The 24,439-nt window shown below is 50.9% G+C and carries 24 protein-coding genes and 1 pseudogene; 19 read left to right on the top strand and 6 right to left on the bottom strand.

The genetic code is table 11. The features are described from left to right. Positions 1-85 precede the first annotated feature (85 nt). Positions 86-331, bottom strand: a pseudogene (locus ACCI49_RS12520) (IS66 family transposase); the annotation flags it as partial. Between the two features lie 711 nt (positions 332-1,042). Next, positions 1,043-2,707, bottom strand: coding sequence for an energy-dependent translational throttle protein EttA (ettA, locus tag ACCI49_RS12515; protein ID WP_371839349.1), 1,665 nt, complete (start codon positions 2,705-2,707; stop codon positions 1,043-1,045). A gap of 179 nt (positions 2,708-2,886) precedes the next feature. Here ettA and ACCI49_RS12510 point away from each other — a divergent pair, with 179 nt between their 5' ends. The 5 genes from ACCI49_RS12510 to fnr (ACCI49_RS12490) all read left to right on the top strand — a co-directional run bounded on the left by ACCI49_RS12510 (position 2,887) and on the right by fnr (ACCI49_RS12490) (position 8,383). Next, complete coding sequence (locus ACCI49_RS12510; RefSeq protein ID WP_371839348.1) at positions 2,887-3,993, top strand: enoyl-CoA hydratase/isomerase family protein; 1,107 nt, start codon at positions 2,887-2,889, stop codon at positions 3,991-3,993. Between the two features lie 70 nt (positions 3,994-4,063). Beyond that, positions 4,064-4,969, top strand: a complete 906-nt coding sequence (mmsB, locus tag ACCI49_RS12505) for a 3-hydroxyisobutyrate dehydrogenase (RefSeq protein WP_371839347.1) — start codon at positions 4,064-4,066, stop codon at positions 4,967-4,969. A 412-nt stretch (positions 4,970-5,381) separates the two neighbouring features. Continuing rightward, on the top strand, positions 5,382-6,080 hold the full coding sequence (locus ACCI49_RS12500) for an OmpW/AlkL family protein (RefSeq protein WP_371839346.1): 699 nt from the start codon (positions 5,382-5,384) through the stop codon (positions 6,078-6,080). Positions 6,081-6,201: 121 nt separating this feature from the next. Next, entirely contained in the window at positions 6,202-7,584 is a 1,383-nt protein-coding gene (gene hemN, locus ACCI49_RS12495) for an oxygen-independent coproporphyrinogen III oxidase (protein ID WP_371839344.1), read from the top strand. 70 nt (positions 7,585-7,654) lie between these two features. Next, the gene (gene fnr, locus ACCI49_RS12490; protein ID WP_371839342.1) at positions 7,655-8,383 is read left to right on the top strand and encodes a fumarate/nitrate reduction transcriptional regulator Fnr; all 729 of its coding nucleotides are present in this window, start codon (positions 7,655-7,657) and stop codon (positions 8,381-8,383) included. Positions 8,384-8,481: 98 nt separating this feature from the next. On the opposite strand, the gene ACCI49_RS12485 is transcribed toward fnr (ACCI49_RS12490), so the two are convergent. After that, positions 8,482-9,504: an adenosine deaminase gene (locus ACCI49_RS12485; RefSeq protein WP_371839341.1), complete on the bottom strand. Its 1,023-nt coding sequence runs from the start codon at positions 9,502-9,504 to the stop codon at positions 8,482-8,484. An 813-nt stretch (positions 9,505-10,317) separates the two neighbouring features. On the opposite strand from ACCI49_RS12485, the gene fnr (ACCI49_RS12480) reads away from it, so the two are divergent. Further along, positions 10,318-11,049, top strand: a complete 732-nt coding sequence (gene fnr, locus ACCI49_RS12480; RefSeq protein WP_371839340.1) for a fumarate/nitrate reduction transcriptional regulator Fnr — start codon at positions 10,318-10,320, stop codon at positions 11,047-11,049. A gap of 261 nt (positions 11,050-11,310) precedes the next feature. Here fnr (ACCI49_RS12480) and ACCI49_RS12475 read toward each other — a convergent pair whose 3' ends face one another. Together ACCI49_RS12475 and ACCI49_RS12470 are read right to left on the bottom strand one after the other, a co-directional pair. Continuing rightward, positions 11,311-11,754: a SpoIIAA family protein gene (locus ACCI49_RS12475; RefSeq protein WP_371839339.1), complete on the bottom strand. Its 444-nt coding sequence runs from the start codon at positions 11,752-11,754 to the stop codon at positions 11,311-11,313. Positions 11,755-11,794: 40 nt separating this feature from the next. Continuing rightward, entirely contained in the window at positions 11,795-12,370 is a 576-nt protein-coding gene (locus ACCI49_RS12470; RefSeq protein ID WP_371839338.1) for a hemerythrin domain-containing protein, read from the bottom strand. Between the two features lie 474 nt (positions 12,371-12,844). On the opposite strand from ACCI49_RS12470, the gene ACCI49_RS12465 reads away from it, so the two are divergent. From ACCI49_RS12465 to ribA, 13 genes are all read left to right on the top strand, one after another. Next, positions 12,845-13,333 (top strand): outer membrane beta-barrel protein, encoded by a 489-nt coding sequence (locus tag ACCI49_RS12465; RefSeq protein ID WP_371839336.1) that lies wholly within the window; start codon positions 12,845-12,847, stop codon positions 13,331-13,333. A 194-nt stretch (positions 13,334-13,527) separates the two neighbouring features. Then, positions 13,528-14,028 carry a porin family protein gene (locus ACCI49_RS12460; protein ID WP_371839334.1) on the top strand — a complete coding sequence of 167 codons (501 nt, stop codon included), beginning with the start codon at positions 13,528-13,530 and terminating at the stop codon, positions 14,026-14,028. A 219-nt stretch (positions 14,029-14,247) separates the two neighbouring features. Beyond that, positions 14,248-15,516 (top strand): serine hydroxymethyltransferase, encoded by a 1,269-nt coding sequence (glyA, locus tag ACCI49_RS12455; RefSeq protein ID WP_371839332.1) that lies wholly within the window; start codon positions 14,248-14,250, stop codon positions 15,514-15,516. 170 nt (positions 15,517-15,686) lie between these two features. Next, entirely contained in the window at positions 15,687-16,154 is a 468-nt protein-coding gene (gene nrdR / locus ACCI49_RS12450) for a transcriptional regulator NrdR (protein WP_020414506.1), read from the top strand. Next, positions 16,151-17,296, top strand: coding sequence for a bifunctional diaminohydroxyphosphoribosylaminopyrimidine deaminase/5-amino-6-(5-phosphoribosylamino)uracil reductase RibD (gene ribD / locus ACCI49_RS12445; protein WP_371839331.1), 1,146 nt, complete (start codon positions 16,151-16,153; stop codon positions 17,294-17,296). The genes nrdR and ribD overlap by 4 nt, the downstream gene beginning before the upstream one ends. After that, positions 17,296-17,958 carry a riboflavin synthase gene (locus ACCI49_RS12440; protein WP_371839330.1) on the top strand — a complete coding sequence of 221 codons (663 nt, stop codon included), beginning with the start codon at positions 17,296-17,298 and terminating at the stop codon, positions 17,956-17,958. Before ribD ends, ACCI49_RS12440 begins: the two co-directional genes overlap by 1 nt. Positions 17,959-18,058: 100 nt before the next feature. Beyond that, entirely contained in the window at positions 18,059-19,171 is a 1,113-nt protein-coding gene (ribBA, locus tag ACCI49_RS12435; RefSeq protein WP_371839329.1) for a bifunctional 3,4-dihydroxy-2-butanone-4-phosphate synthase/GTP cyclohydrolase II, read from the top strand. A 58-nt stretch (positions 19,172-19,229) separates the two neighbouring features. Continuing rightward, positions 19,230-19,700, top strand: a complete 471-nt coding sequence (gene ribH / locus ACCI49_RS12430) for a 6,7-dimethyl-8-ribityllumazine synthase (protein ID WP_371839328.1) — start codon at positions 19,230-19,232, stop codon at positions 19,698-19,700. Between the two features lie 66 nt (positions 19,701-19,766). Beyond that, positions 19,767-20,210: a transcription antitermination factor NusB gene (nusB, locus tag ACCI49_RS12425; protein ID WP_282952413.1), complete on the top strand. Its 444-nt coding sequence runs from the start codon at positions 19,767-19,769 to the stop codon at positions 20,208-20,210. Between the two features lie 8 nt (positions 20,211-20,218). Then, positions 20,219-21,166: a thiamine-phosphate kinase gene (gene thiL, locus ACCI49_RS12420; RefSeq protein ID WP_371839327.1), complete on the top strand. Its 948-nt coding sequence runs from the start codon at positions 20,219-20,221 to the stop codon at positions 21,164-21,166. Positions 21,167-21,218: 52 nt separating this feature from the next. Beyond that, a complete protein-coding gene (locus ACCI49_RS12415) occupies positions 21,219-21,707 on the top strand; it encodes a phosphatidylglycerophosphatase A family protein (protein ID WP_371839326.1) in 489 nt (162 codons plus the stop codon). 18 nt (positions 21,708-21,725) lie between these two features. Further along, positions 21,726-22,361: a retropepsin-like aspartic protease family protein gene (locus ACCI49_RS12410; RefSeq protein ID WP_371839325.1), complete on the top strand. Its 636-nt coding sequence runs from the start codon at positions 21,726-21,728 to the stop codon at positions 22,359-22,361. 17 nt (positions 22,362-22,378) lie between these two features. Beyond that, the gene (gene ribA / locus ACCI49_RS12405) at positions 22,379-22,996 is read left to right on the top strand and encodes a GTP cyclohydrolase II (protein ID WP_371839324.1); all 618 of its coding nucleotides are present in this window, start codon (positions 22,379-22,381) and stop codon (positions 22,994-22,996) included. 125 nt (positions 22,997-23,121) lie between these two features. On the opposite strand, the gene ACCI49_RS12400 is transcribed toward ribA, so the two are convergent. Further along, positions 23,122-24,399, bottom strand: coding sequence for an amidohydrolase family protein (locus ACCI49_RS12400; RefSeq protein ID WP_371839323.1), 1,278 nt, complete (start codon positions 24,397-24,399; stop codon positions 23,122-23,124). Positions 24,400-24,439 lie beyond the last annotated feature (40 nt).

The raw sequence follows: 24,439 nt of genomic DNA, 5'->3' as shown, positions 1-24,439 counted from the left end.
TGGTCATGGGTCATCTCTTTTTTGTTAATGGTAAAGAAATGACACAGAATTCTGAACACTACCAATGGGTACGATAGAGCCAATCGTATAATGCGGCATTGGCCTTGACTCCTCGTGGTGTGGCACTAAACAACCAGTTCTTACGACCGATCAAAAACGGACGGATGGCATTTTCGGCCGCGTTATTGTCGATATTTATCTGTCCGTTTTTGACGGGTAGGATCACTTCGGTACCCTGATTTTCACCGGGCCGGTCCTGGTTTGAATCTTGCGTTCCGGGGACTACATTTGCACTGCCGTCGTCCAGGCGACGATCTTGAAATACTGCCATGAAGGTCAACAGCTCTGCCTTCACTGCCTGCTGAAACAGCACCCATGCGCTCCGGCGTAGCAGTTCTGTTAGTGGAGCAGCTGTCTCCTGTCGACCTGTAAACTCAATAACGGTATTCTTGTCCATAGCGGCGTGTTCCTGATGGGTTGTTTTTTGACTACAACAAATTAACCAGATGCGCTGCTTTCTTTCAAACCCTCAAGTCCTCAAACACCAGAATCGGTTATAAATCTAACTCATTCTATTATTGTGTTACGGCTCAGCCACTTTAGGTTAGGCGCCAGGAAGTTGATTGGGTCTAAGTGGTGTGGTCGTACCAATATGATGACTAGTAATAGATTAATTAAATAGTTTAACTTGTCCGTTATTTATTGTAATTTATGTTTGGTGGTAAGCTTAAATTTACAAAGAAATAATCTCAATTAGTAGGAGCATTTATGAATACTCAAACTGACGTTAAAGCTGGACCAGATGCAGTTATAGCATTGCCGGATGAAGATTGATTTTATTGTGATTATGTTTTAAAGCTTTTTGTTAACGAGAAAGTCTCCAGTGATGAGCATTTTATTTTTAATGTTCAAGTGGCTTTCTCTATTCGCATTATGTTATTTGTAGCTTTAAGTCTAGAGAATAATTTATTGCTATTTGGGTTAAAGCCGCGAGTACCTGAGCTTTAATTTGGAAAAGCCCGCATAAGCGGGCTTTTTAGTCTTAAGTCTTAAGCTTCTTATAATGCATCCGGTGCGGCGTAGCATCCTCACCTTTACGCTGAACAAAGTCCTCGTGGTACTCGGTATAGTTACCTTCGAAGAAAACGGCTTCACTTTCGCCTTCATACGCGAGGATATGAGTGGCAACGCGGTCCAGGAACCAGCGATCGTGCGAGATCACCAGGGCACAGCCGGGGAAGTTAAGCAGGGCTTCTTCCAGGGCACGCAGGGTTTCGATATCCAGGTCGTTGGAGGGTTCGTCCAGCAGGAGTACGTTAGCGCCCTGTTTCAGGGTGTAGGCCAGGTGCAGACGTCCGCGCTCACCGCCGGAGAGTTCGCCCACGCGTTTCTGCTGGTCGCTGCCTTTGAAGTTAAAGCGGCCCACGTAGTTGCGTGAACCCACTTCGTAGTTGTTGATCTTGAGCATATCGTGGCCGTCAGAGATGGCTTCCCATACGCTTTTGCTGTCGTCCAGGTTTTCACGGCCTTGCTCAACGTAGGCGACCTTGACGGTTTCACCGATATTGATCTCACCGGAATCCGGCTGCTCTGTACCATTGACCATACGGAACAGAGTGGACTTACCAGCGCCATTACCGCCTACGATACCCACAATAGAGCCCTTCGGAACGCGGAAAGACAGGTTGTCGATCAACAGGCGCTCGCCGAAGCCTTTGCTTACATCTTTAAACTCAATCACATTGTCACCGAGGCGCTCACCGGGCGGAATATAGATCTCGTTAGTCTCGTTGCGGGCTTGGAAGTCCTGGGATTGCATTTCCTCCAGGCGGGTGAGACGGGCCTTGTTCTTGGACTGGCGGCCTTTGGGGTTTTGGCGCGCCCACTCAAGCTCTTTCTGCATGGCTTTGGCGCGAGCCTGTTCGCCGCGCTGCTCTTGCTCTAGACGCTTCTCTTTTTGCTCCAGCCAAGTGGTGTAATTACCTTCCCAGGGGATGCCGTGGCCGCGATCCAGTTCCAGAATCCAGCCGGCGACGTTGTCGAGGAAGTAGCGGTCGTGGGTGATGGCCACTACGGTACCGGTGAAGTCGTGCAGGAAGCGCTCCAGCCAGAATACAGATTCCGCATCCAGGTGGTTGGTGGGTTCGTCCAGCAGCAGCATATCCGGGCGGGACAGCAATAGGCGACATAAGGCTACACGGCGTTTCTCACCGCCGGACAGGTTGTTGACGTCGGCATCCCAAGGCGGCAGGCGCAGGGCATCTGCGGCGACCTCCAGGCGGTGTTCCAGATTGTGGGCGTCCCAGGCCTGGATAATGTCTTCAAATTGCTGTTGTTTTTTCGCCAGGGCGTCAAAATCCGCGTCGGGTTCGGCATAGTCGGCGTAGACTTGCTCAAGGCCGGCGAGGGCGTCAATCGCTTCGCGCACGCCGTCTTCTACATTGCCGCGCACGGTTTTGCTGGTGTCGAGCTGGGGTTCCTGGGGCAGGTAACCGACCTTAATACCGGGCATTGCGCGGGCTTCGCCATTATAGTCTTGGTCAACCCCGGCCATAATGCGCAGCAGGCTGGATTTACCGGCGCCATTCAGGCCCAGCACGCCGATCTTGGCTCCAGGGAAGAAGGATAGGGAAATGTCCTTCAGAATTTCACGTTTGGGGGGCACTACTTTGCCCACCCGGTTCATGGTGTATACGTATTCGGCCATTTGGGGTTCCGTAATGGTGTTGGAATCGCTCAGATTTTGCGCGCAACTTATCAGTTTGCGTAAAAAGTGCAACTGCTAGCCCCGGCAGGGGAGTGCTGTACCCGCGTGTGGCTGACGTCGAATCTGATATGTGCTTAACTGCGACGCTAACTAGTACAAGAGCAATAAGACGGATAACAATGGATCAGGATTCCCCGGTATTGTTTTCCCGGCGCGGCGCATTGGCAGTCGCGACCCTAAACCTGCCCAAGGCGTTGAATGCCTTGAATCTCCAGATGATTGAGCTGTTGTCCACTCAGCTGGACGTTTGGGCCGACGATGATGACGTAGCAGCCGTTTGGATTGATGGCAGTGGTGATAAGGCCCTCTGTGCCGGTGGTGATGTAGTAGCGCTGTATCAGCAGTCGACACCTTATGGTGAAGTGCCGGATTACCGCTATACGACTGATTTTTTCTCCCGTGAATATCGTTTGGATTACAAGATACACACTTATGCCAAGCCGATAGTGGTTTGGGGTGGCGGTATTGTGATGGGGGGCGGTATTGGCATTATGGCTGGAGCGAGCCATCGCATTGTGACTGAAACCACACGAATGGCGATGCCGGAAATCACCATTGGCCTGTTTCCCGATGTGGGAGCTAGCTGGTTTCTCAATCGAATGCCCGGTCGCCTGGGGCTTTTCCTTGGCCTGACCGGTGCCCAGTTTAATGGTGCCGATGCCCTGTTTGCGCGGATGGCGGACCGAATTATTGCCCAAGACCAGCGCGAGTTGGTTTTACAGTCCCTGTCGGTACTGGATTTTGTTGCGGATTGCACTGCGAATCATCAGCTGGTTGATGACTGCCTCAAAGGGCTGGAATTATCTCCTCTACAGCGGCCAGAATCGGCGCTGCGTGAACATTATGATCAAGTTCAACAGCTCACGGATTTCTCAAACCTGCCGGAGGTCTGTGCGGCTGTCACTGCGTATCAGGGAGTGGATAAATGGTTGCAGCGCGCTGCTACTACCCTGGCGGGAGGCTCACCACTTACACCCTGGATAGTGTGGGAGCAGTTGCGCAGGGCGCGCCATTTGTCTCTTGCCGATGTCTTCCGTATGGAGTTGAACCTGGCAGTTAACCTTTGCGCTAGCGGACACTTTAAGGAGGGGGTGCGTGCCCTGTTGATTGATAAGGACCGCGCACCTAAATGGCTGCCTGCATCCCTCGGGGAAATAAATCCTCAGCAGGTGGCAGATTGCTTTGTAAGTCCCTGGAATGGTGAGCAACCGCTGGCAGACTTATAGAATCCCTTTTATTGAGCGACCCGGCCGCTCTATGTCCGGGAAATAAACAACAATATATGGAGTGGCTTTTATGGAAAAAATAGCCTTTTTTGGTCTGGGTAATATGGGTGGTCCGATGGCTGCCAGCCTGACGAGGGCTGGCTTTCGGGTAGCGGCTTTCGATTTGAACCCTGCAGCTTTGGAGCAGGCACAGCGGGATGGCTGTCTACCCTGTGACAGTGTGCAACAGGCCGCTGAGGATGCGGAGATCGTGATCTCGATGTTGCCCAGTGGCGAGGCTGTAAAAGGGCTGTATCTTGGTCAGCAGGGCCTGTTACAACAACTTCCGGCTGGCACTCTGGTAGTCGATTGTTCGACTATATCCGCAGAGGATGCCTCCATTGTGAGTAGCGCTGCGCGTGAACGGGGTGTGCGTGCGATTGATGCGCCCGTTTCCGGTGGGACTGCCGCAGCAACAGCAGGTACCTTGTGTTTTATGTGTGGTGGGGACGAGGCGGCTGTGGATGCTGCTCGGGCAGTACTGCAGGCGATGGGTAAGAAAATATTCCATGCGGGTGCCGCAGGGGCTGGGCAGGTGGCAAAAATCTGTAACAACCTGTTGCTGGCGATCCATATGACCGGCACCGCTGAAGCTCTGCAGCTTGGAACGGATCAGGGGCTTGATCCCAAAGTACTTACCAATATTTTGCTGGAGAGTTCGGGTAATAATTGGTCACTAGCTAATTACAATCCTTACCCGGGTGTTATGGAGAATGTCCCTGCAGCGAAGGGCTATACCGGTGGCTTTAGTGTGGCGCTGATGCTGAAAGATTTGGGGCTGGCCATGGATGCCGCGGCCACTAGTGCTTCTTCTACCCCAATGGGGGCGTTGGCCAGAAACCTTTACCAATTGCATGGCGCTAGTGAAGAGAACCAGAAATTGGATTATTCAAGTATCCAAAATATGTTCCGCCGCCCGGCTGGGACATTGACCTGATAGTCTCAAGTCTTTGGTTCAAAATGTAAATTACCTCCTCAGCATCGCTCCGGACTGGGGAGGTGCCTGACCTATCCATAGTTTTATAGCTCTACGTTATGGCATCAAATAATAACTGAGTGCTGGCTTGCCGAAGCGTAAAGTGGGACCAAATAGTGTGACCTGCCCAGTTCCGCCGCTGTTGGCCGGTCATTATCTTCCCCTACCCTTCTCTTAATATCGCTTATCCCCATGGCTCCTCACAGTTTCGGGTAGTGATCTGCTGGTTTTCATTTTACGAAATTCGGCAGCTTGATATGGATCAAGCCTGTTCTCGCGACCAACGGTTAACCTTCCTGCGACTTGTGATTGTGCCTGGAGGGGGGCCTTTCCTGAGTCGGGAAAAATGCCAAATCGCTATATGGAGAAGTTGATGAATCGTAAAACTGCTTATGCAGCAGCCGCCTTGACCGCCGTACTCTCTGCCCCAGTACTGGCCTACGAAGAGGGTAGCTTTATTTTGCGTGGTGGTATGGCCACTGTAGCGCCCGACACCAGTTCCAGCACACTTTTTGCCAATGGGGATGCTGTCCCAAATACTGGTGTTGATGTGGATAATGGTTCTGCATTGGGCCTGACCGGTGTGTATATGTTCCGCGATCATTGGGGCGTGGAGCTGGTAGCCGCAACTCCCTTCACTCATGAAATTCAAGCTGAAGGCCTCGGAGACACTTTTGAGCTGGGTGAAACCAAGCACTTGCCGCCGACTCTGTTAGTGCAGTGGTACCCGATGGATACTCAGTCCACAATCCAGCCCTACGTTGGTTTCGGTGTGAACTACACCGCTTTCTTCGATGAGGAAATTAGTAGCACTGCAGATGCGAAGTTTGAGGAGCTGCTTAATGCCACTGGGGACGCCAAGCTCTCACTGGATAACTCTTTCGGCTTGGCTGCAGAAGCTGGCGTCGACTTCGCTTTTGGCGCTGACCAGCGCTGGTTGTTCAATGTTTCCGTGTTCTGGATGGATATCGATACCGATGCCACCGTCAAGGTACCGGGTGTGGGTAATGTTACCGCTAAAGTGGATATCGATCCGCTGGTTTATATGGCGGGTCTGGGCTACCGCTTCTAAGGTGGCGACACTCTAGTTTGGGGGAAGAGCAGTCGCTGGGGTCTTTTTTGTGGAACTCGGCGGCTGCATTTTAGTTTGTGCGGGGGGGCTGTCGCAAACGATTGATTGAGGTTGTAGGAATATGATGCAAACAATGAGCAATGTAGGCGGCTTGTCAGAAAATTTGCTGTCTCGTTACAGCGGGCCCTGCCCACGCTATACGTCCTACCCTACCGCAGATCGATTCAGGCCTCTAGATGGCAGCATTAAGCCCTGGGAGGCGTTACAGGATATTCGTAGCCTTTCCCTGTATGTTCACATACCCTTTTGCCGCTCTCTCTGTTACTTCTGTGCCTGTAACAAGGTAATTACCTCTCAATATGGCCTCGCCTCCAGCTATTTGGATAACTTGTTGGAGGAAGCGCGCTGGTATCGTGATAAGGTGGCTCGCGTGCCGGTAACCCAGCTGCACCTGGGTGGGGGCACCCCCACCTTTCTCAGCGATGGGGATATGCGACGCTTGATGGAGGGGTTGGGTGAAATTTTTGAACTTCGCCCTGGCAATGGAGTGGAGTACAGTATTGAGGCCGATCCGCGTACATTGGAGTTGGAGACTCTGGATACCCTGCGGGATTTGGGTTTTAACCGCCTCAGCCTTGGAGTACAGGACTTCGACATTGAGGTACAGCGGTCTATTAACCGTATCTGCAGTGCCGACCAGGTAACCGAATTGACCGTCGCGGCGCGTGAACGGGGGTTCGAATCCATTTCCTATGACTTGATTTACGGCCTGCCAAAACAAAATCTCAACAGTCTGCACAGTACCCTGGATAAGGTGCTGGAATTGCAGCCGGACCGTATAGCCCTTTATCACTATGCGCATTTACCTCATCGCTTTAAGGCCCAGCGCCTGATCGACACTGATTTGATTCCCTCTGCTGCGGAAAAAGTAGCCATGCAACTGGCTGCGGTAGAGCATCTGGGCCACGCCGGCTATGAGTTTCTTGGCATGGATCACTTCGCTCGCCCAGGGGATGAGCTGGCAAAAGCTTCCCATGCAGGCATGTTGCAGAGAAATTTCCAAGGTTACACTTTGATGCCTGCCGATGCCTTGGTGGGATTGGGAGCCTCGGCAATCAGTTACAGCCGCGATGGCTTCTGGCAAAACCTGCATCGCTTGAAAGAGTATGCCCAGGCTATTGGGGAGCGGGGCAATGCCTCTTGCCGGGGGTGGTTTTTGAGTGCGGAAGACCAGTTACGACAGTGGGTGATCACGGAGTTGATGTGTCGCCTACGCCTGGATAAAAGAGAGGCGGAACGCCGGGCAGGGGCTTCTTTTGATACCTATTTTTATGAGGAACTCCAGCGCCTGCAGCCTATGTTTAACGATGGTCTAATTTATCAGGACGAAAATCGTATCGTGGTTACTGAGCAGGGGCGCTGGTTCGTGCGCAACGTGGCTTCAGCCTTTGATATCTATTTACACAATCAGCATACCGATGCGCAATATTCCCGGGTTCTTTAACTAACTGCAGGAGACGATCGCCCGCACAGCGGGTACAATTGCCGCAAGTTATTTTACCGGCCGGTTTAGTATGATTGACTCCTCAGTGGCGGTTAGCTGCAGTAACTGCTCCGTAAGACGTTTATGCCTGCCCGCGGGATTATCTCAAGCGGATATTGATCGACTAGAGCAGGTCACACGGCGAAAGAAAATTGTGAAAGCAGGGGAGACCCTGTACCGCTCCGGTGACCCATTTGCCAACCTGTACGCGATTCGCTCAGGCAGCTTTAAAACCGTGGTGATCGCTGCCGATGGTGACACCCAGGTTACTCATTTCGCCCTGCCAGGGGAGTTGCTTGGTCTCGATGCTTACAGTAGCCGGGTTCACCCCAGTTATGCGAAAGCGCTGGAAGACAGCAGTGTTTGCCTGCTGCCATTTACTCAGCTGGAAATACTGGCCCACCAGGTGGCGGCGCTACAGCAGCAAATTTACAGTATCTTTTCTGAGGAATTACGTCAGGAGAACGATATCCTGATGCTGCTTGGAAAGCGTTCAGCGGATACGCGCTTGGCGGCACTGCTAATTAATATCTCCAGCCGTTATTCCCGCCGTGGTTATTCCCACAGTGAATTTGTGTTGTCTATGCCGAGAACCGATATTGCCAATTACCTGGGCTTGACTGCAGAGACAGTTAGTCGCCTTTTCTCACGTTTTCAACGAGAAAATTTAATTAAAGTGAGCGGCAGGGCAGTGGAAATTGTGGATTTGGTTGGGCTTAGTGAATTGGCAGGAACCCACTGCGGCTATGATGAAGATTAATTTGGGGCCTAGTCGAATGCTCGCCTGGGCCCCGGGAATCTCTGATTTAACCAGTATGGACTTGTAAAGAATAAAGAGTATATAGGTCCTGGAATTTATTAAGCTTCCGCGATTGTCTCTATTGAGGCGATAGCTTCCGCCCACTTTTGTTTTTGCCCTTCAGAAATATAGCTGGCCTTAAAGCTGTTGAGTGCCAGTTGTTTTGCCTGAGCCTTGGTCATGCCCAAGCCCTCACTTAGCGCCAAGTAATTCCGGTTGACGTAGCCACCAAAATAAGCTGGATCATCGGCATTTACGGTCACGCAGAGCCCCTGCTCCAGCAGGTCAAGGATAGGGTGCTCGCTCATATGGTCATAGACGCAGAGGGCTGTATTGGATAGAGGGCACACAGTCAGAGGAATATTTTTTTCTTTAAGATGCTCCATTAGGGTCTTATCCTCAACACAGCGCACCCCGTGGTCTATACGGCTTACATCGAGTATATCGAGGGCCTCTTTAATATATTCTGCTGGCCCTTCCTCTCCCGCATGGGCAACGCGCTCAAGACCCAGCGCTTTGGCCATGGCGAAAACATTCTTAAATTTACTCGGGGGGTGGCCTAGCTCAGAGGAGTCCAAGCCAACCCCCTTGATGAGTTTGAGGTAGGGTTTGGCCGCTTCCAGGGTGGCAATGGCGTCTTCTTCACTCAAGTGGCGCAGAAAGCAGAGAATTAGGTGACTGCTAATACCCCACTCACTTTTCGCATCCTTCAGGGCATTGTGGATTCCTTGGATGACTACACCGATATCGACCCCTCTTTCAGTGTGAGTCTGCGGATCAAAGAAAATCTCGGCGTGTACGACATTATCTTCTCGGCAGCGCTGCAGATAAGCCATTGTCAGATCATAAAAGTCTTGCTCGTGGATTAGGACCGACGCACCTTGATAGTAAATATCCAAAAACGACTGCAGGTTGTGGAATTTATAGGCTGCCCTGATTTCCTCAACGCTGGTGAAGGGGATTTCAATATTGTTGCGTTTACTCAGTTCGAACATAAGTTCTGGTTCGAGTGAGCCCTCAATATGTAAGTGCAGTTCTGCCTTGGGCAGTGCTTTAATAAAATCCGGATCGGCGATGCTCATGTTAAAAACTTTACCTGGGCTAGGGTCTAAGGCATTGGTCGGAAGCCTCGCAGCTTCGATAGCGGCTAATAGTACCAGCTTCTCGTCTTTAGCTAAAAAGTGGAGCAGCAGTCACCAATAAAGTAAACTATTAAGTTTACATTTTGTTGGCTTTTAACGGGCAGGTATCTGGGGAGGCACTTTGTTGTTGTGACATTCACTCGGTTGGAAAATAGCCTTGCATTGCAAATGGCCGAGTTGGGGGATGTTATTTCCATAAAAAATTGTCTGTGGCGACCTCCCTGAGAGGTGGGGCGGGAGATTAAATTAACCTTAAAGTTCTGGAATTTGATATTCAGAACATGGAAAGTATTCAATGCTGTGTCGGTAGTATCATAGGTGAGTAGGGATAAATCGATATCCTGGACAACGTGGCTAAACAGTCAACATTCCCCCTGGCGGGCGGGTAGCCGTGCAATGAATTCTATTGCGTAGAAGATTTCTGCGCGTTAAAAAACAGATTGGGTCCGACGGGGAAGCAGCAAAAAGTGGCAGTGGATAGCATGCTGTCTGTTAAGTCATCGACTAAGGAATGATGTTATTAGAATATTGCCACTTTGCCCGTAAAAATGAGGGGGTAGTTAGCCTTTTAAGAGTTAATAAAAAATTATCATTTAAATTTTTTGCAATATTGAAAAGCACGTAACACTTTGATTGCAAGACTACATGTTCTCTAGGAAATTATTTTCTTTTTTAATTTTTTTATTTTCAGCTGGAGACGCTTGCTAGAGTAGCGGGTACAATTGCGGCAAATTGTTGGCCGGTCGCTTAGGTATGATTGACTCATCATTAGCGGTAAGTTGCAGTAACTGTTCAGTCAGGCGGTTGTGCCTGCCCGCTGAACTGTCTCGGGCTGACATTGATCGTCTTGAGAGAGTCACCCGAAGAAAAAAAGTTGTGAAGGCTGGCGAAATTCTTTATCAGTCAGGCGATCCTTTTCAAAACCTTTATGCAATACGCTCAGGCAGTTTCAAAAGTGTTGTTATTGCTGCCGACGGTGATACCCAGATTACTCATTTCGCCCTTCCCGGAGAATTGCTTGGGCTGGATGCTTATAGTAAACGTATTCACTCTAGTTACGCTGAGGCGCTAGAGGATAGCAGTGTCTGCCTTTTACCATTTGCGCAACTGGAGTTGTTGGCACAACAGGTGCCAGCCCTGCAGCAGCAGATTTACAGCATTTTTTCCGAAGAGCTACGTCAGGAAAATGATATTTTGATGTTGTTAGGGAAACGTTCAGCTGATACCCGCCTCGCTGCTTTGCTTATAAACATTTCCAGTCGCTATGCTTGCCGCGGGTATTCCTGCAATGAGTTTATTCTCTCTATGCCTCGTACTGATATTGCTAATTATCTTGGCCTAACTGCTGAAACAGTCAGCAGGGTTTTTTCCCGTTTTCATCGGGAAAGGTTGATCAAGGTAGATGGCAGAGTTGTGAAAATACTAGATTTGCTGGGTCTCAGTGAGGTGGCGGGAACACATTGTGGCTATGAGGTTGATGGTTAATTCCATTGCAGGCCGAAAATCAGTGTGACTCTATGGGCAATATAGATATAAATATATTTTTCCATAAGGTTGTTCTGTAAGGTGTTTTTGCAAAAGCAGTTTGTTTTGAGAGGGCTTCAGAAGTTAGATGGGATTAACAATAATTTAATAAAAATTGCAGTTTGGATCGGTAAATTTTATTGGCTTCTTCTTATTGAGTCTAATGTATAATTTTTTGGAGCAAAAAAGGGGGGCGTAAACGCCCCCATAATCCACTACTTATCAGGAGTGTGTGGAGAAAGCTAAATTCTCACCGGTTCTGGTTTTGTTGGGTTCGTCTTTCGGCGCCTGTGATAGCCAGTCCATGGCTTTGTGCTGTTCCTCGAAATAGCGCACCTCACCACTAACAAACCATCCCCCTACCTTGGTGGCTATCTCCTGCCACTCTTCATCCCCAAGTACGGCAATTCGAGTGAATTCGTTGCCGTGTTTTAATACCAGTTTGAACTCATCCCATATTGCGTGTAGACCCCAGCCTGCAAATTCCCTGAGATCAATCAGTAGTTGCACTTTAGGGCTTTTTACACCCTCAAGAGCATATTCGAGCAATGGTGTGATACGTTCATAATCTTCATGTGTCAGCTGGCCGATTGCTTTAATGTAGAGAAAGAAATCATTGTCAATTCGCTCCATGCCAATAGAGATGCCGTGGCGCTTTATTTTCATACTTCCTCCTTTTAATAAACTTGTTACTAACTATGGCCCATCAGGCGAGGGCTTTTACAGGCCTTTCTGGCTGAATAAGATTTTCACGCAGTGATTCGTAGACTTTTTTCGTGCTCTCATTAAAAACTGGGCTGTTGATTTCCTCAACTTGTTTATGTATTTGCTTCCAATCTTCAGTGTTTAGATACTGTTCGACCTGAGGAAATATTGCCGAATTTTCCAGGTTGATATGGCTGCGCTGTAGCTGTACGTAGGCGTTGCAGGCCCCCTGTAATACCCTCCTTTCAACCATAGCGTCGTTGGCTACAGCGTAGAAGAGGGCACACATATGCTTGGTAGCTGTTGCAATCTGCTCATGTTGCATCTGTGCCTCATAAATCGAGTTCCGATCATGTACTGGCTTGGTTAACAGTCGAGCAAAAATTAAATCTTCGACTGGGTGGTGGTACTTGTTTGGGTAAACAGAGAAATAATCCAACGCATCGAGAATACAAGACAGTGTGTTGGGGTCACGGTCGCTACGCCCAAAGAGACCCAAAAGAAGCTGCTCAAAGACACCAAGCATTTGTTGCATATGTTTATGGTCACTGCACAGTTGCCGGTAGATGGTGTTCATCCCAGACCTCCGCGATCGGTTTCTGCATACATTGTTGCCGGCATAGGCAAGAAAGGATTGATTTGGATCAAGTGGTAAGGAAATTGTGAAAAGGCAGGAAGAATACAGCGAAAATAGCAGTCTTTTGTAATTGAATTTCTTTGGCTTAGCCATATTTGGCGGCTGTTACACCAGGTTAGCTTATTGATTACTTTCAAATTGTGAATAATTTTTGCTAATGCTAATTTGACCGCCTACCAATCCACGCTACTTTCAATCTAACCCCGCTAGTTTGTTCAATTTCTCGATTATACCTCATTAATCGAATTTTTTTTGGGGGGTAATTCTGCTTTTTTCTTAAAATTGTCACTGGCTTTAACTTGCCTGCATTGATCTGCTCTTAAGGGGGTAATCAGCCTTCGGTGCATGGAAAGAGGGAAGACATCAGGGCTTTTATTTCGCTGAAGCCATCATTTGGAAACCAGGGGAATTTCTATGAAAACAACTACAAAAACATTCGGTGCTTTAACAATTATCTTATCTTCCAGCGTATTTGCAGAGGGTGGCTACTGGGGAGCGACTGCGGGAGTAATGGATTTTGACTTCCAAGGTGTCGATAACCCTATGGGGCTTGGATTAAGGGCTGGCTATTCTCAGCTATCAGGATGGGGGCTTGAGGCGGAGTATATCGGCTCCTTGGTGAGTGGTGAGATAGAAGTGATCGGGAAGGAGGTTGATGTAGATATGCATAGCCTGGCTGGTTATGCCACCTACCGCTCCTTTGGTGATATCTATTTCAAGGGGCGCCTTGGATTGTTGTATGAGGATATCACTGTCGGGCGAAACAGTGGTGATGATTTTGGTGTCAGTGTCGGAGCTGGAGTTGGTTTTATTCTTTGGGGTGACAGCAATATTGAACTGGAATATACGATTCTTGAAAAAGATGTGGAATATTGGTCGGGAGCTTTCAGTTATCGGTTTTGAGGTTGTCCCAGTTTATCCATGGGTGACGCAGTGGAGTGGTCAAATTTTATACTTGATGTTTTGGCTTCAACTATTGTCGTATTTTCAATTTAGCCTTGGTTATCTCTAGCTGTGCGATGTGAGTACTTGCATACATTGCGCCCCTTCCTATAATCCGCCTGATTTTGTTTCTTTATAAAAATAGGGGGAGGTTGATGCATATTAATCTTAAGGCTCTAGCTGCAGCGGTAGCTTTAGTTTGTTCAGCTGCTGCTCAAGCGGAAGGCGCGTATGTCGGTGGCGTTTTTGGTGTGATGAAAACCGATGTCAGCGGAGTCAGCGGAGATAGCCCCCTGAATGCTGGCATCCGCGCTGGTTACACCTGGAATTCAGGTTGGGGTGTTGAGGCTGAACTCACCGATTCTCTGGTAGAGGGCGAGTTTGACTCCTACTGGGGGGATGAAAATTACTCCTTCGCTACCATGGCGCTTTATGCCACTTATCGTTCACAAGGCGATATTTATTTCAAAGGACGTCTCGGTTATCTTCGTGAGGAGCTGTATGTCGATTATTTTGGCGAGTATTCCGACAGTGGTACTTCTGCCGGTATTGGTGCTGGTTTCAAGCTCACTGAGAAGGTCACCTTTGAAGCTGAGTACACTATTATTGAGGCAGACGTGGATTACTGGTCTGGCTCTCTAGTTGTTCGTTTCTAAACTGATAGTATCGCCTCAAAACGCGGCCATTTGGCCGCGTTTTCGTTTTTGCGCAATCCCTTTGTCCTTGGTGTACAATGCGCGCCTTTCTAAAATGCTCAGGATTCTTTGAGTAGTCCATGTGGCCCGATTGGCGCCAGAAGCCAAGCTGTAAGACCTGAGCAAAGTGGTACCGAGCTACACAAATCTCTACTCAGCCCGCATTACCGAGGGAACACCATGTTTGATTCATCAGTCACACTCGCTTCTTATGATCCCGAAATCTGGGAAGCCATTCGGGAAGAAGACTCTCGTCAGGAAGATCATATTGAGCTGATCGCCTCTGAGAACTACACCAGCCCGCAAGTCATGGAAGCCCAGGGCAGCAGCCTGACCAATAAATACGCAGAGGGTTATCCGGGAAAGCGTTACTACGGTGGCTGTGAGTATGTGGATATGGTGGAAACTTTGGCGATCGAGCGCGCCAAAGAGCTGTTCGGTGCCGATTATGCCAATGTGCAGCCTCACTCCGGTTCTCAAGCTAACTCTGCTGTTTACCAGGCGTTATGCGCGCCAGGAGACACCGTTTTAGGAATGAGTCTGGCCCATGGTGGTCACTTGACCCATGGTGCTCGAGTCAACTTCTCAGGCAAGATTTACAACGCGGTCCAATACGGGTTGAACCCGGAAACTGGCGAAGTAGATTATGAAGAAGTGGAGCGTTTGGCTCTCGAGCATAAGCCTAAGATGATTGTTGCCGGCTTCTCTGCATACAGTCGTGTAATGGATTGGGCTCGTTTTCGTGAGATTGCGGATAAGGTTGGTGCTTACCTGTTTGTCGATATGGCACACGTTGCTGGCCTGGTTGCTGCTGGAGAGTACCCTTCGCCAATTCCCCATGCGGATGTAGTGACCTCTACGACTCACAAAACCCTACGGGGTCCACGCGGAGGCATTATCCTGGCACGCGCCAATGAAGAAATTGAGAAGAAGCTGAACTCCGCCGTATTCCCCGGTGGTCAGGGTGGCCCGCTGATGCACGTTATTGCAGCCAAAGCGGTTTCTTTTAAAGAAGCGATGAGCCCTGAATACAAGGCTTACCAGAAGAAGGTGGTAGAGAATGCTCGCGCAATGGCGGAGACCTTCCTGGATCGTGGTATCAATATCGTTTCCGGTGGTACCGATGACCACTTGATGCTAGTGGACCTGATTGGTAAAGAATACACTGGTAAAGATGCTGATGAGGCCCTGGGTAATGCAAATATTACTGTGAACAAGAACGCAGTCCCCAATGACCCGCGCTCTCCATTTATCACCAGCGGCCTGCGTGTTGGAACCCCGGCGATTACTACCCGTGGCTTCGGTGTGAAGGAAACCCAGCAATTGACTCAATGGATTTGTGACATTCTCGATGCCTTGGAAAAGGGTGATGCAGAGTCCACTATTACCGAAGTGAAGCAGAAGGTTCTTGAAATCTGTGCGCAATTCCCTGTGTACAAGAAGGCCTGATAGCTCTTCCAGTTAAAAAAGCGGCTTGTTGGGCCGCTTTTTTTATGGGAGTACATGCCCGTTCTTAACCTGTCTGACCGACTGCACCGGTGCGGTGCGTCGCGCAGACACACAGTGCAACGGCTGTGGTAAACTGCGGCCCATTTTCACTCCCCTGGGGGCGATCCCACATGCACTGTCCGTTCTGCAGCGCAGAAGAAACCAAAGTAGTCGATTCCCGCTTGGTGGCCGAGGGCGACCAAGTGCGCCGCCGGCGCGAATGCCTTGAGTGTCACGAGCGTTTTACCACTTTTGAAACAGCGGAATTGCTTCTGCCGCGGGTAATCAAACAAAACGGTCAACGTGAACCGTTTAACGAGGATAAGCTGCGCGCGGGTATTCAGCGTGCGGTGGAAAAGCGCCCGGTCAGCACTGAGCGGGTAGAATCTGCAGTATCTCAAATCAAGCATGCTTTACAGGCGACTGGTGAGCGCGAACTACCGGCGCGCGCTATTGGTGAACTGGTTATGGAGCAGCTGCGGGAATTGGACCAGGTGGCCTATGTGCGATTTGCTTCGGTCTATCGGCGCTTTGAGGATGTCAGTGACTTCAGTGAAGAGATTGAGCGCCTGACCAGTAAGGAAACCCAACGGAAATGATTCAAGTGGCTGTAAATACACCCCAATCCCTGATGGCCCGAGCTATCCAACTGGCGGAGCGTGGGCTGTATACCACTATGCCCAACCCCCGTGTGGGTTGTGTGATCACCGATAGCAAGGGTGTTGTTGTCGGCGAGGGCTGGCATCAACGTGCTGGTGAGCCCCATGCAGAAATTGAAGCCCTACGCGATGCAGGAGAGCGAGCCCGGGGTGCTACGGTCTATGTGACCTTGGAGCCCTGTAGCCATACTGGTCGCACTGGCCCTTGTACAGAGGCGTTGATCGAAGCTGGTGTCTCTCGTGTGATATACGGAATGCAGGATCCTAACCCCAAGGTGGGTGGCAAGGGGCTACAAAAACTACGCGATGCCAATATAGAAGTGGAGGGGCCTCTTTTAGAGGATCAGTGCCGCGCGCTCAATCCGGGTTTTATCAAGCGGATGACTTTGGGGCTTCCCCTAGTGCGCAGTAAATCTGCGATGAGCTTGGATGGACGTACGGCGATGGCCAGTGGTGAGTCCAAGTGGGTGTCCGGACCTGCGGCGCGTGCCGATGTACAGCGTTTACGGGCACGCAGTTGCGCAATTGTGACCGGCGTAGAAACAGTGCGATTCGACAACCCAAACCTAAATGTGCGCGCCGATGAAATGGCCCTTGAGCTGCTCGCTGCTGAACAGGCAGCTGAGGTACAGCCACTGCGGGTGATTGTTGATAGCCAGCTGCGCACCCCGGCAAAAGCCTTTATTTTACAGGGCGATGCCCCCACACTGGTGTGCACCACCGAGCGTGCGGACCCGGAGCGTCGCGAGCGCCTGGAACGGGCAGGTGCTGAAGTCATCATTCTGCCACAGGGCAAAGAGGGGAGGGTGGACCTGCTCGCTCTGCTCGAGGAGCTGGCGCGACGCCAATGTAATGAGATCCTGGTGGAGAGTGGTGCGACCCTTTCCGGTGAGTTCCTATATCGCGGCCATGTAGATGAGCTGATAGTCTATTTGGCTCCCAAGCTACTCGGCAGCACGGCGCGGCCGCTATTCGAGCTGCCAATTGAGCGTATGGGCTCGGTGCTGCCGATCACGATCACTGATATGCGCGCCGTCGGTCACGACTGGCGTATCACTGCAACTACCGATATTGAGCGCTGATGTTTACCGGAATTATTGAAGCTGTTGGTGAAATCGCCGAGCTGCAGCCCCAAGGGGGAGATCTGCGTGTGCGCGTCAGGAGTGGCAAGCTGGATCTTACCGATGTCCAGCTTGGGGATAGTATCGCAACCAATGGCGTTTGCCTAACAGTAGTGGATCTGCCTGGTGATGGTTATTGGGCGGATGTCTCTGCAGAGACTCTCGATGTTACTAGTGTCAGTAGCTGGAAAAAAGGTGACCGAGCTAATCTGGAAAAAGCACTGACACCCCAGACCCGCCTTGGTGGGCATATTGTCAGTGGCCATGTGGATGGCATTGGTGAGGTTGTGTGGCGTAAATCCGAGGCCCGGGCCGAGCGCTTTCGTTTGCGCGCGCCGGAAAATCTGGCCCGCTATATTGCGCTCAAAGGGTCGATCACTGTTGACGGCACCAGCCTCACGGTCAACGCGGTGGATGGTGCAGAGTTTGAACTGACGATTGTGCCGCATACGCTGCAGGAAACCATTATGGGAAGCTACAGCGCAGGTACCCAGGTCAACCTCGAGGTAGATCTTATTGCACGCTATCTTGAGCGCCTGCTGCTCGGTGATAAAGCAGCCAAATCCAGCGGTGAGGGTATGACTCTTGAATTTCTCGCCCAGCATGGGTTTTACAAGCGCTAGCCGGTTTCGTCCCGGCATGCCGCGCCAGTGAGGGCGGGTGGGAGTGAATAGCAGGGATAGCCGCTCAATTAGCAATTGATAAATTTATCCAGAGTTAACAATGGAACTAAATACGGTTGAAGAACTGATCGATGATATCCGCCAGGGCAAAATGGTGATCCTGATGGATGATGAAGATCGTGAGAATGAAGGTGACCTGGTGATGGCGGCGGAGCAGGTACGCGCCGAAGACATCAATTTTATGGCTACCCATGCCCGCGGACTGATTTGTATGCCCATGTCCAAGGAGCGCTGTGAGCAACTGGACCTGCCGCTGATGTCGCGGGACAACGGTGCCCAGTTCAGTACAAACTTCACTGTATCTATTGAGGCTGCTGAGGGGGTTACTACCGGTATTTCTGCTGCAGATCGAGCGCGCACCGTACGCGCCGCAGTGGGCAGGAATGCCAAGCCCAGTGATATCGTACAACCCGGCCATATTTTCCCGATTATGGCCCAGCCTGGGGGCGTATTGAGCCGTGCGGGCCATACCGAGGCAGGCTGCGATCTGGCGCGTCTGGCGGGTTTCGAGGCCGCCGCTGTGATCGTTGAGATCATGAATGAAGACGGCACTATGTCGCGCCGCCCGGATCTGGAAAAGTTTGCTAAGGAACACGATCTCAAGATCGGTACTATCGCCGACCTGATTACCTATCGCGCTTTGAATGAAAAGACCGTTGAGTGTGTTAATGAGCGCAAAGTGCGTACCGAATTTGGTGAGTTCAAATTGCGTACCTATCTCGATAAAGCACGACGGGAGAGACATTTCGCATTTATTAAAGGGGATCCCACTCCGGAAGAGCCGACTCTGGTGCGGGTGCATGTGGGCAATACACTGCGTGATGTACTCACGATTCGCCGAGGCGACGAAAAATTTGTCCCCTGGACTTTCCGCCGCGCAATGCAGCGTATTGAGAAAGAAGGTAAAGGCGTTGTGGTGCTTATCTGCCACAACGAAACCACCGAAGAGATTGAGGAAAGTATCGACTGGCTGATCAGCGGCAAGCAGCAGCGCCCCAGCCAGGACCTGGTCTACAAGCAGGTGGGCACAGGTTCTCAGATACTGCGTGACCTCAAGGTACGCAAGATGCGCCTGATGAGTGCACCGTTTAAGTTCAGTGCCATTTCCGGATTTGAATTGGAAGTGGAAGAGTATCTGAACGCCGAAGAGTAAATAGAGCTGTAACGTCGACAAGTACCGGCGTTATAGAAAGAAATATGGACTGGAAATTATGAATAATATTCAAGTGATCGAAGGGGATTTTGTCGGCAGCACTGGCAAGTATGCGCTGTTGGTCAGTCGCTGGAATAGTTTTGTCGTTGAGAGCCTGAAAGATGGTGCGCTGGATACCCTGCGTCGTAAGGGCATCAAGGATGAAGATATCACTATTTACTATGCGCCGGGTGCTTTCGAATTCCCATTGGCCGCTCAAAAATTGGCTGATACTAAGAAGTTCGATGCCATTATTGCCCTGGGAGCGGTGATTCGTGGCGGCACCCCACATTTTGAATATGTGGCTGGCGAGTGCACCAAGGGCCTGGCCCAGGTATCACTGAATACCGGTATCCCGGTGACTTTCGGTGTGCTTACCGTGGACTCTATCGAACAGGCGATTGAGCGATCCGGCACCAAGGCCGGTAACAAGGGTTGTGAGGCCGCCGAGACAGCCCTGGAAATGGTTTCCCTGCTCGGCAAAATTTAAATTGCCGAAGTGCCGGCCTATTTTGCCGGCACTCCCCATTCTGTGAAGTATCTACCGGAAAAAACAATGACCGTAACTGCATCCGCTCGCCGCAAGGCGCGTCACTACGCCATGCAGGCGCTCTATCAGTGGCAGATAGCCGGCGCCAGCCTCAATACGATTGAAGCCGAATTTCATGCTGACAATGATATGAGCAAGACCGACGTGGAATATTTCCGCGATATTTTCCACGGTGTTGCCAAGAACCTGGACGAAGTTGAGAGTGCTTTCACTCCACACTTGGATCGTAAAGTGGATGAGCTTGACCCAGTTTCCAGAGCCCTTCTGCGTATGTCCACCTACGAGTTAAAAAATCGTATTGATGTGCCTTACAAAGTTGTCATTAACGAAGCTGTAGCCTTGGCGAAAAAATTTGGTCCTACCGATGCCTTCAAATTCATTAACGGCATCCTGGATAAAACCGCTGCGGATCTGCGTGCGCCTGAAGTGGCGGCGGACAAGAAAGCCTGAAGCAGAAAATGGGAGCTTCACCGGGCGAGTTTGAAATTATCCGTGACTTTTTTGCCAGTGCCCCGCAAGGGGAGGGTGTGGTCCTGGGAATTGGCGACGATTGCGCCTTGCTACAGGCTCCCAGCCAGGGCCAATTGGCTACGTCTATGGATACTTTGGTGGCGGGTCGGCACTTCCCCGCCGATGCTGACCCGGCGGCAATAGCTGCCCGAGCGCTGCGGGTTAACCTCAGTGACCTGGCTGCCATGAATGCCCGACCACTCTGGTTTACCCTGGCGCTTACCTTACCTGAGAGTGATGCTAACTGGTTGCGCAAATTTTCCAGTGGCTTATTGCAAACCGCTGCACAGTTTGGCGTTTCCCTGGTGGGGGGCGACACTACAGCCGGCCCCCTGTCGATTACTATCCAAGTGATTGGACAGACTGCCCGGCCATTGCGCCGTGATGGTGCCGGTTGCGGAGATTCTATTTATGCTAGTGGCCCTCTGGGGGCGGCAGCTGCTGCCCTGCCGGTAATTCTCGGTGATCAGCGGGTGCCAGCTGAGGTGCAACATCAGGCTGAGCGCGCCTTTTATTTTCCCGAGCCGCAATTCGCCACTGCGGCAGCGATTTCTGACTTTGCCAGCAGCGCTTTGGATATTTCCGATGGCTTGATTGCAGACCTGGCCCATATTTGTGAGTCCAGCCACGTCAGTGCTGATATTTATCTGGAGCGCCTGCCTGTTTCTTCTCTAGCGCAGTCACTTGCTGGTGCGAACGCATTGTCCTTGTCTGCCGGTGGTGGCGATGATTACCAGCTTTGTTTTACTGTGCCCCCGGACAAGGTGGAATCAGTGGAAAAGCTGGGGTTGGGAGTAACTGCTATTGGCACTCTAAGTGCTGGCGATGCCAAAGTGCGTTGTTGGCACAATGGAGAGCCCTGGCAAGCACCCACGGCGGGTTACCAACACTTTTGAGCTAGTGTTTTTTTACGAAGGAATGCCAATAGAGGCCCTGGATACAAACATTATGAGTGCACAGAACCCGACTTTTTCCCAGCTCCTGCGTGACCCCACCATGCTACTGGCTTTTGGTTTTGGTTCCGGCCTCGCTCCAAAGGCGCCTGGCACCTTCGGCACCTTGGTTGCGATCCCTTTTTGGTGGTTAATGCAGGGGTTGTCACCGGCTTGGTATCTTGGGATTGTTGTTGTTACGGGCCTGCTGGGTTGTTACTTGTGCGGCGAGGCTGCCCGCAAGCTGGGTGTACATGATCACGGTGGGATTGTCTGGGATGAAATGGTGGGGTATTGGCTCACCATGTTTTTGGCCCCTGCTGGTTGGGCTTGGGCACTGTATGGTTTTGTACTTTTTCGCTTGTTTGATATTACCAAGCCCCCTCCTGTCAATTGGGCCGATAAGAAAGTAGGTGGTGGCATCGGGATTATGCTGGACGATATACTGGCTGCTGCTTACGCAGGGTTGGTGCTGCAATTGACCGCCTGGATATTGGGAGCCTAGCGTGATAAGGAAGGCGCGATGCGCAGTTACATACTGTTTTTATTTGGGTTGCTGATTACCGTCGAGGTAGGGGCACAGCAGGTGCAGTTGAAAGGCCTGTTCGGCGATAGTGCCTTATTGGAAATCGATGGTCGCCAGCGAATATTGAAAAGTGGAGATAAATCTCCTGAAGGCGTCACTCTTCTGGAGGCAACTACCAGCCACGCACGCATCAATGTGGCCGGGCGCGAGCAGAAACTCACCCTGGATGCACCCATAGCGGCAAGCTATACCAAAGCTGGAAAGGCGGAGGTCCGACTTTCCGCTGATAGTCTAGGCCACTACAGCATAGATGCCTGGGTGAATGGAATGCGGGTACCGATGATGGTGGATACTGGGGCAACCAGTATCTCTATCAATTACCCTACTGCGCGGCGCCTTGGTTTGAACCTCAACTCAGCCAGGAAAATACCCATTTCAACCGCAAATGGGGTGACGAGTGCCTACCTGATAAATCTCAGCAGTGTCACGATTGGCGGTATTAAATTGCACAATGTTGCGGCCACGGTGCACTCCGATGACTTCCCCCGCGTCGTCCTCCTGGGAAACAGTTTCCTTAGCCGGGTGGATATGGAACAGCAGAATGGCGTACTTGTTTTGCGCGCCCGGCACTGAATTGAAGAGGTATTAAGTTGACCATTCGATATGTAGAGTCCTCAAAGCTACCCACATCCTGGGGAATGTTTGAGATGCACGGTTTCGAGGAAGTGGAAACCGGTAAAGAGCACGTAGTGCTCACTATGGGTGACTTCGATACCGAAGAGCCCCTGCTGGCTCGGATTCATTCAGAGTGCCTCACCGGGGATGCGCTCTTCTCCCTGCGCTGTGACTGCGGTGCTCAGCTACAGCATGCGATGCATCGCATCGCTATGGAAGGGCGTGGAGCTATTTTCTATCTCCGCCAGGAGGGCCGTGGTATAGGCCTTTTAAACAAGATTCGTGCTTACCACTTGCAGGATTGTGGTGCGGATACGGTGGAAGCCAATGAGCAATTGGGCTTTGGCGCCGATATGCGGGATTACTCGATTCTGAAAGCGATGATCGAGCACCTGGGAATCCACGCCATTCGCCTGATGACCAATAACCCGCGCAAGGTAAAAGCGCTGGAGGATCTGGGCATTAATGTGACTGAGCGCTTACCGCACCAGTCCGGCCGCAACCCGCACAATGCCAAGTACTTGTCCACCAAGAAAGGTAAGCTTGGTCATTTGATTGAAAACGAGGATGAAGAAGGAGGAGAGGAAAAGTAACTCTCACTCCATTTCAGGCACCCCCAATAAAAAGGCTGGTTAATTCCGGCCTTTTTATGTTATGGAAATTATTTAAAGCCGAGTTCGGGTATTTTTAGCCCGGCTTTAAATCATATATCGGGCTCTTAATCTTTAAAGACCTTGCCCCCTTTCATTACAAAATCCACGTCTAGGAGTTCCTCAATATTATCCAGTGGCGAGCCTTCGGTGGCGATAATATCGGCGTATTTACCGGATTCAATGGTGCCCAGTGAATCGTTCATATCTATCAGGTCTGCGGCATTAACGGTAGCGGATTGCAGGATGGCCATATTGTCCATACCCGCTTCACTCATCAGGACTGCTTCGCGGGCATTGATGCCGTGCTTGGATACACCTGAGTCGGTGCCGAAAGCAATTTTTACCCCGGCACTTACCGCTTTGCGGAAATTACTGCGCATATCACTACCCACGCGAATCGCTTTTTCTTTCTGTGCCTCGGATAAAACATCGGTGTTTTTAGCCAGCTGCACCACAGTATCGCCGGCGAGCAGAGTTGGAACCAGGTAGGCACCGGTTTCTTTAAAGAGCTTATGGGCGCGGGGGCCTGCATAGGTGCCGTGCTCAATACTATCTACACCGGCTTCCAGTGCAGCGATAATGCCTTCTTCCTGGTGCGCATGGCTGGCGACTTTGCGCCCCATGCGCTGGGCTGCCTGCACGACTTCTTTCAGCTCATCCATTTCCATCTGCTGGCCGGTACCGGTAGCGCGATCAGTAAGCACACCACCGGTAGAGGTAATCTTGATAAAGTCAGCGCCGTATTTGATCGCATGGCGGGTCGCGCGGCGGCAATCATAGGGGCCGTCGCATACAGTTCTGGTTTTGTCGTCATGCAGCTCCATTAATTCAGGGCTGACTCCGCTGATATCTGCGTGGCCACCGGTAATACCCACTCCGCCGGCTGCGATAATGCGTGGGCCATCTACCCAGCCTTTGTTGATAGCGTCACGCATTGCATACATTTCTTCACCGCTATTGCCCGCATCGCGCACAGTGGTGAAACCAGATTTCAGAATACGCATGCCAAACATTTGCGAGCGCATCTGGGTCAGTGGCATGGACATCTTTAGGGCTTCGGAATCGTTTCTCGGGCCCAACTCAGTTTGTAGATGAACGTGCATATCCATTAAACCCGGCATCACGAAGCTGTCCTTAAGATCAATGACTTTGGCACCATCTCTGTTCACATAACCAGGGCTGACAGAAGTGATCTTGCCATCCTCGATAATTACGCTTTGCTCTTTTAAAGGTTTTTTACCGGGAACGGCGAGTAGTGTGCCTGCGTGAATAACCGTGGTTTCTGCCAGTACTGCGGATGAGAAAAGAGTCGCTGCGATACCGCAAAGAAGGAGACGCTTCATGATTTGTACACCTATTTATTATTTAGGCACACGCTAAATC

The sequence above is a fragment of the Microbulbifer epialgicus genome (assembly GCF_041447265.1).
GTDB lineage: Bacteria > Pseudomonadota > Gammaproteobacteria > Pseudomonadales > Cellvibrionaceae > Microbulbifer > Microbulbifer epialgicus.
Note: the sequence above shows the minus strand (reverse complement) of the source record. Positions and strands in the feature narration are given on the sequence as shown.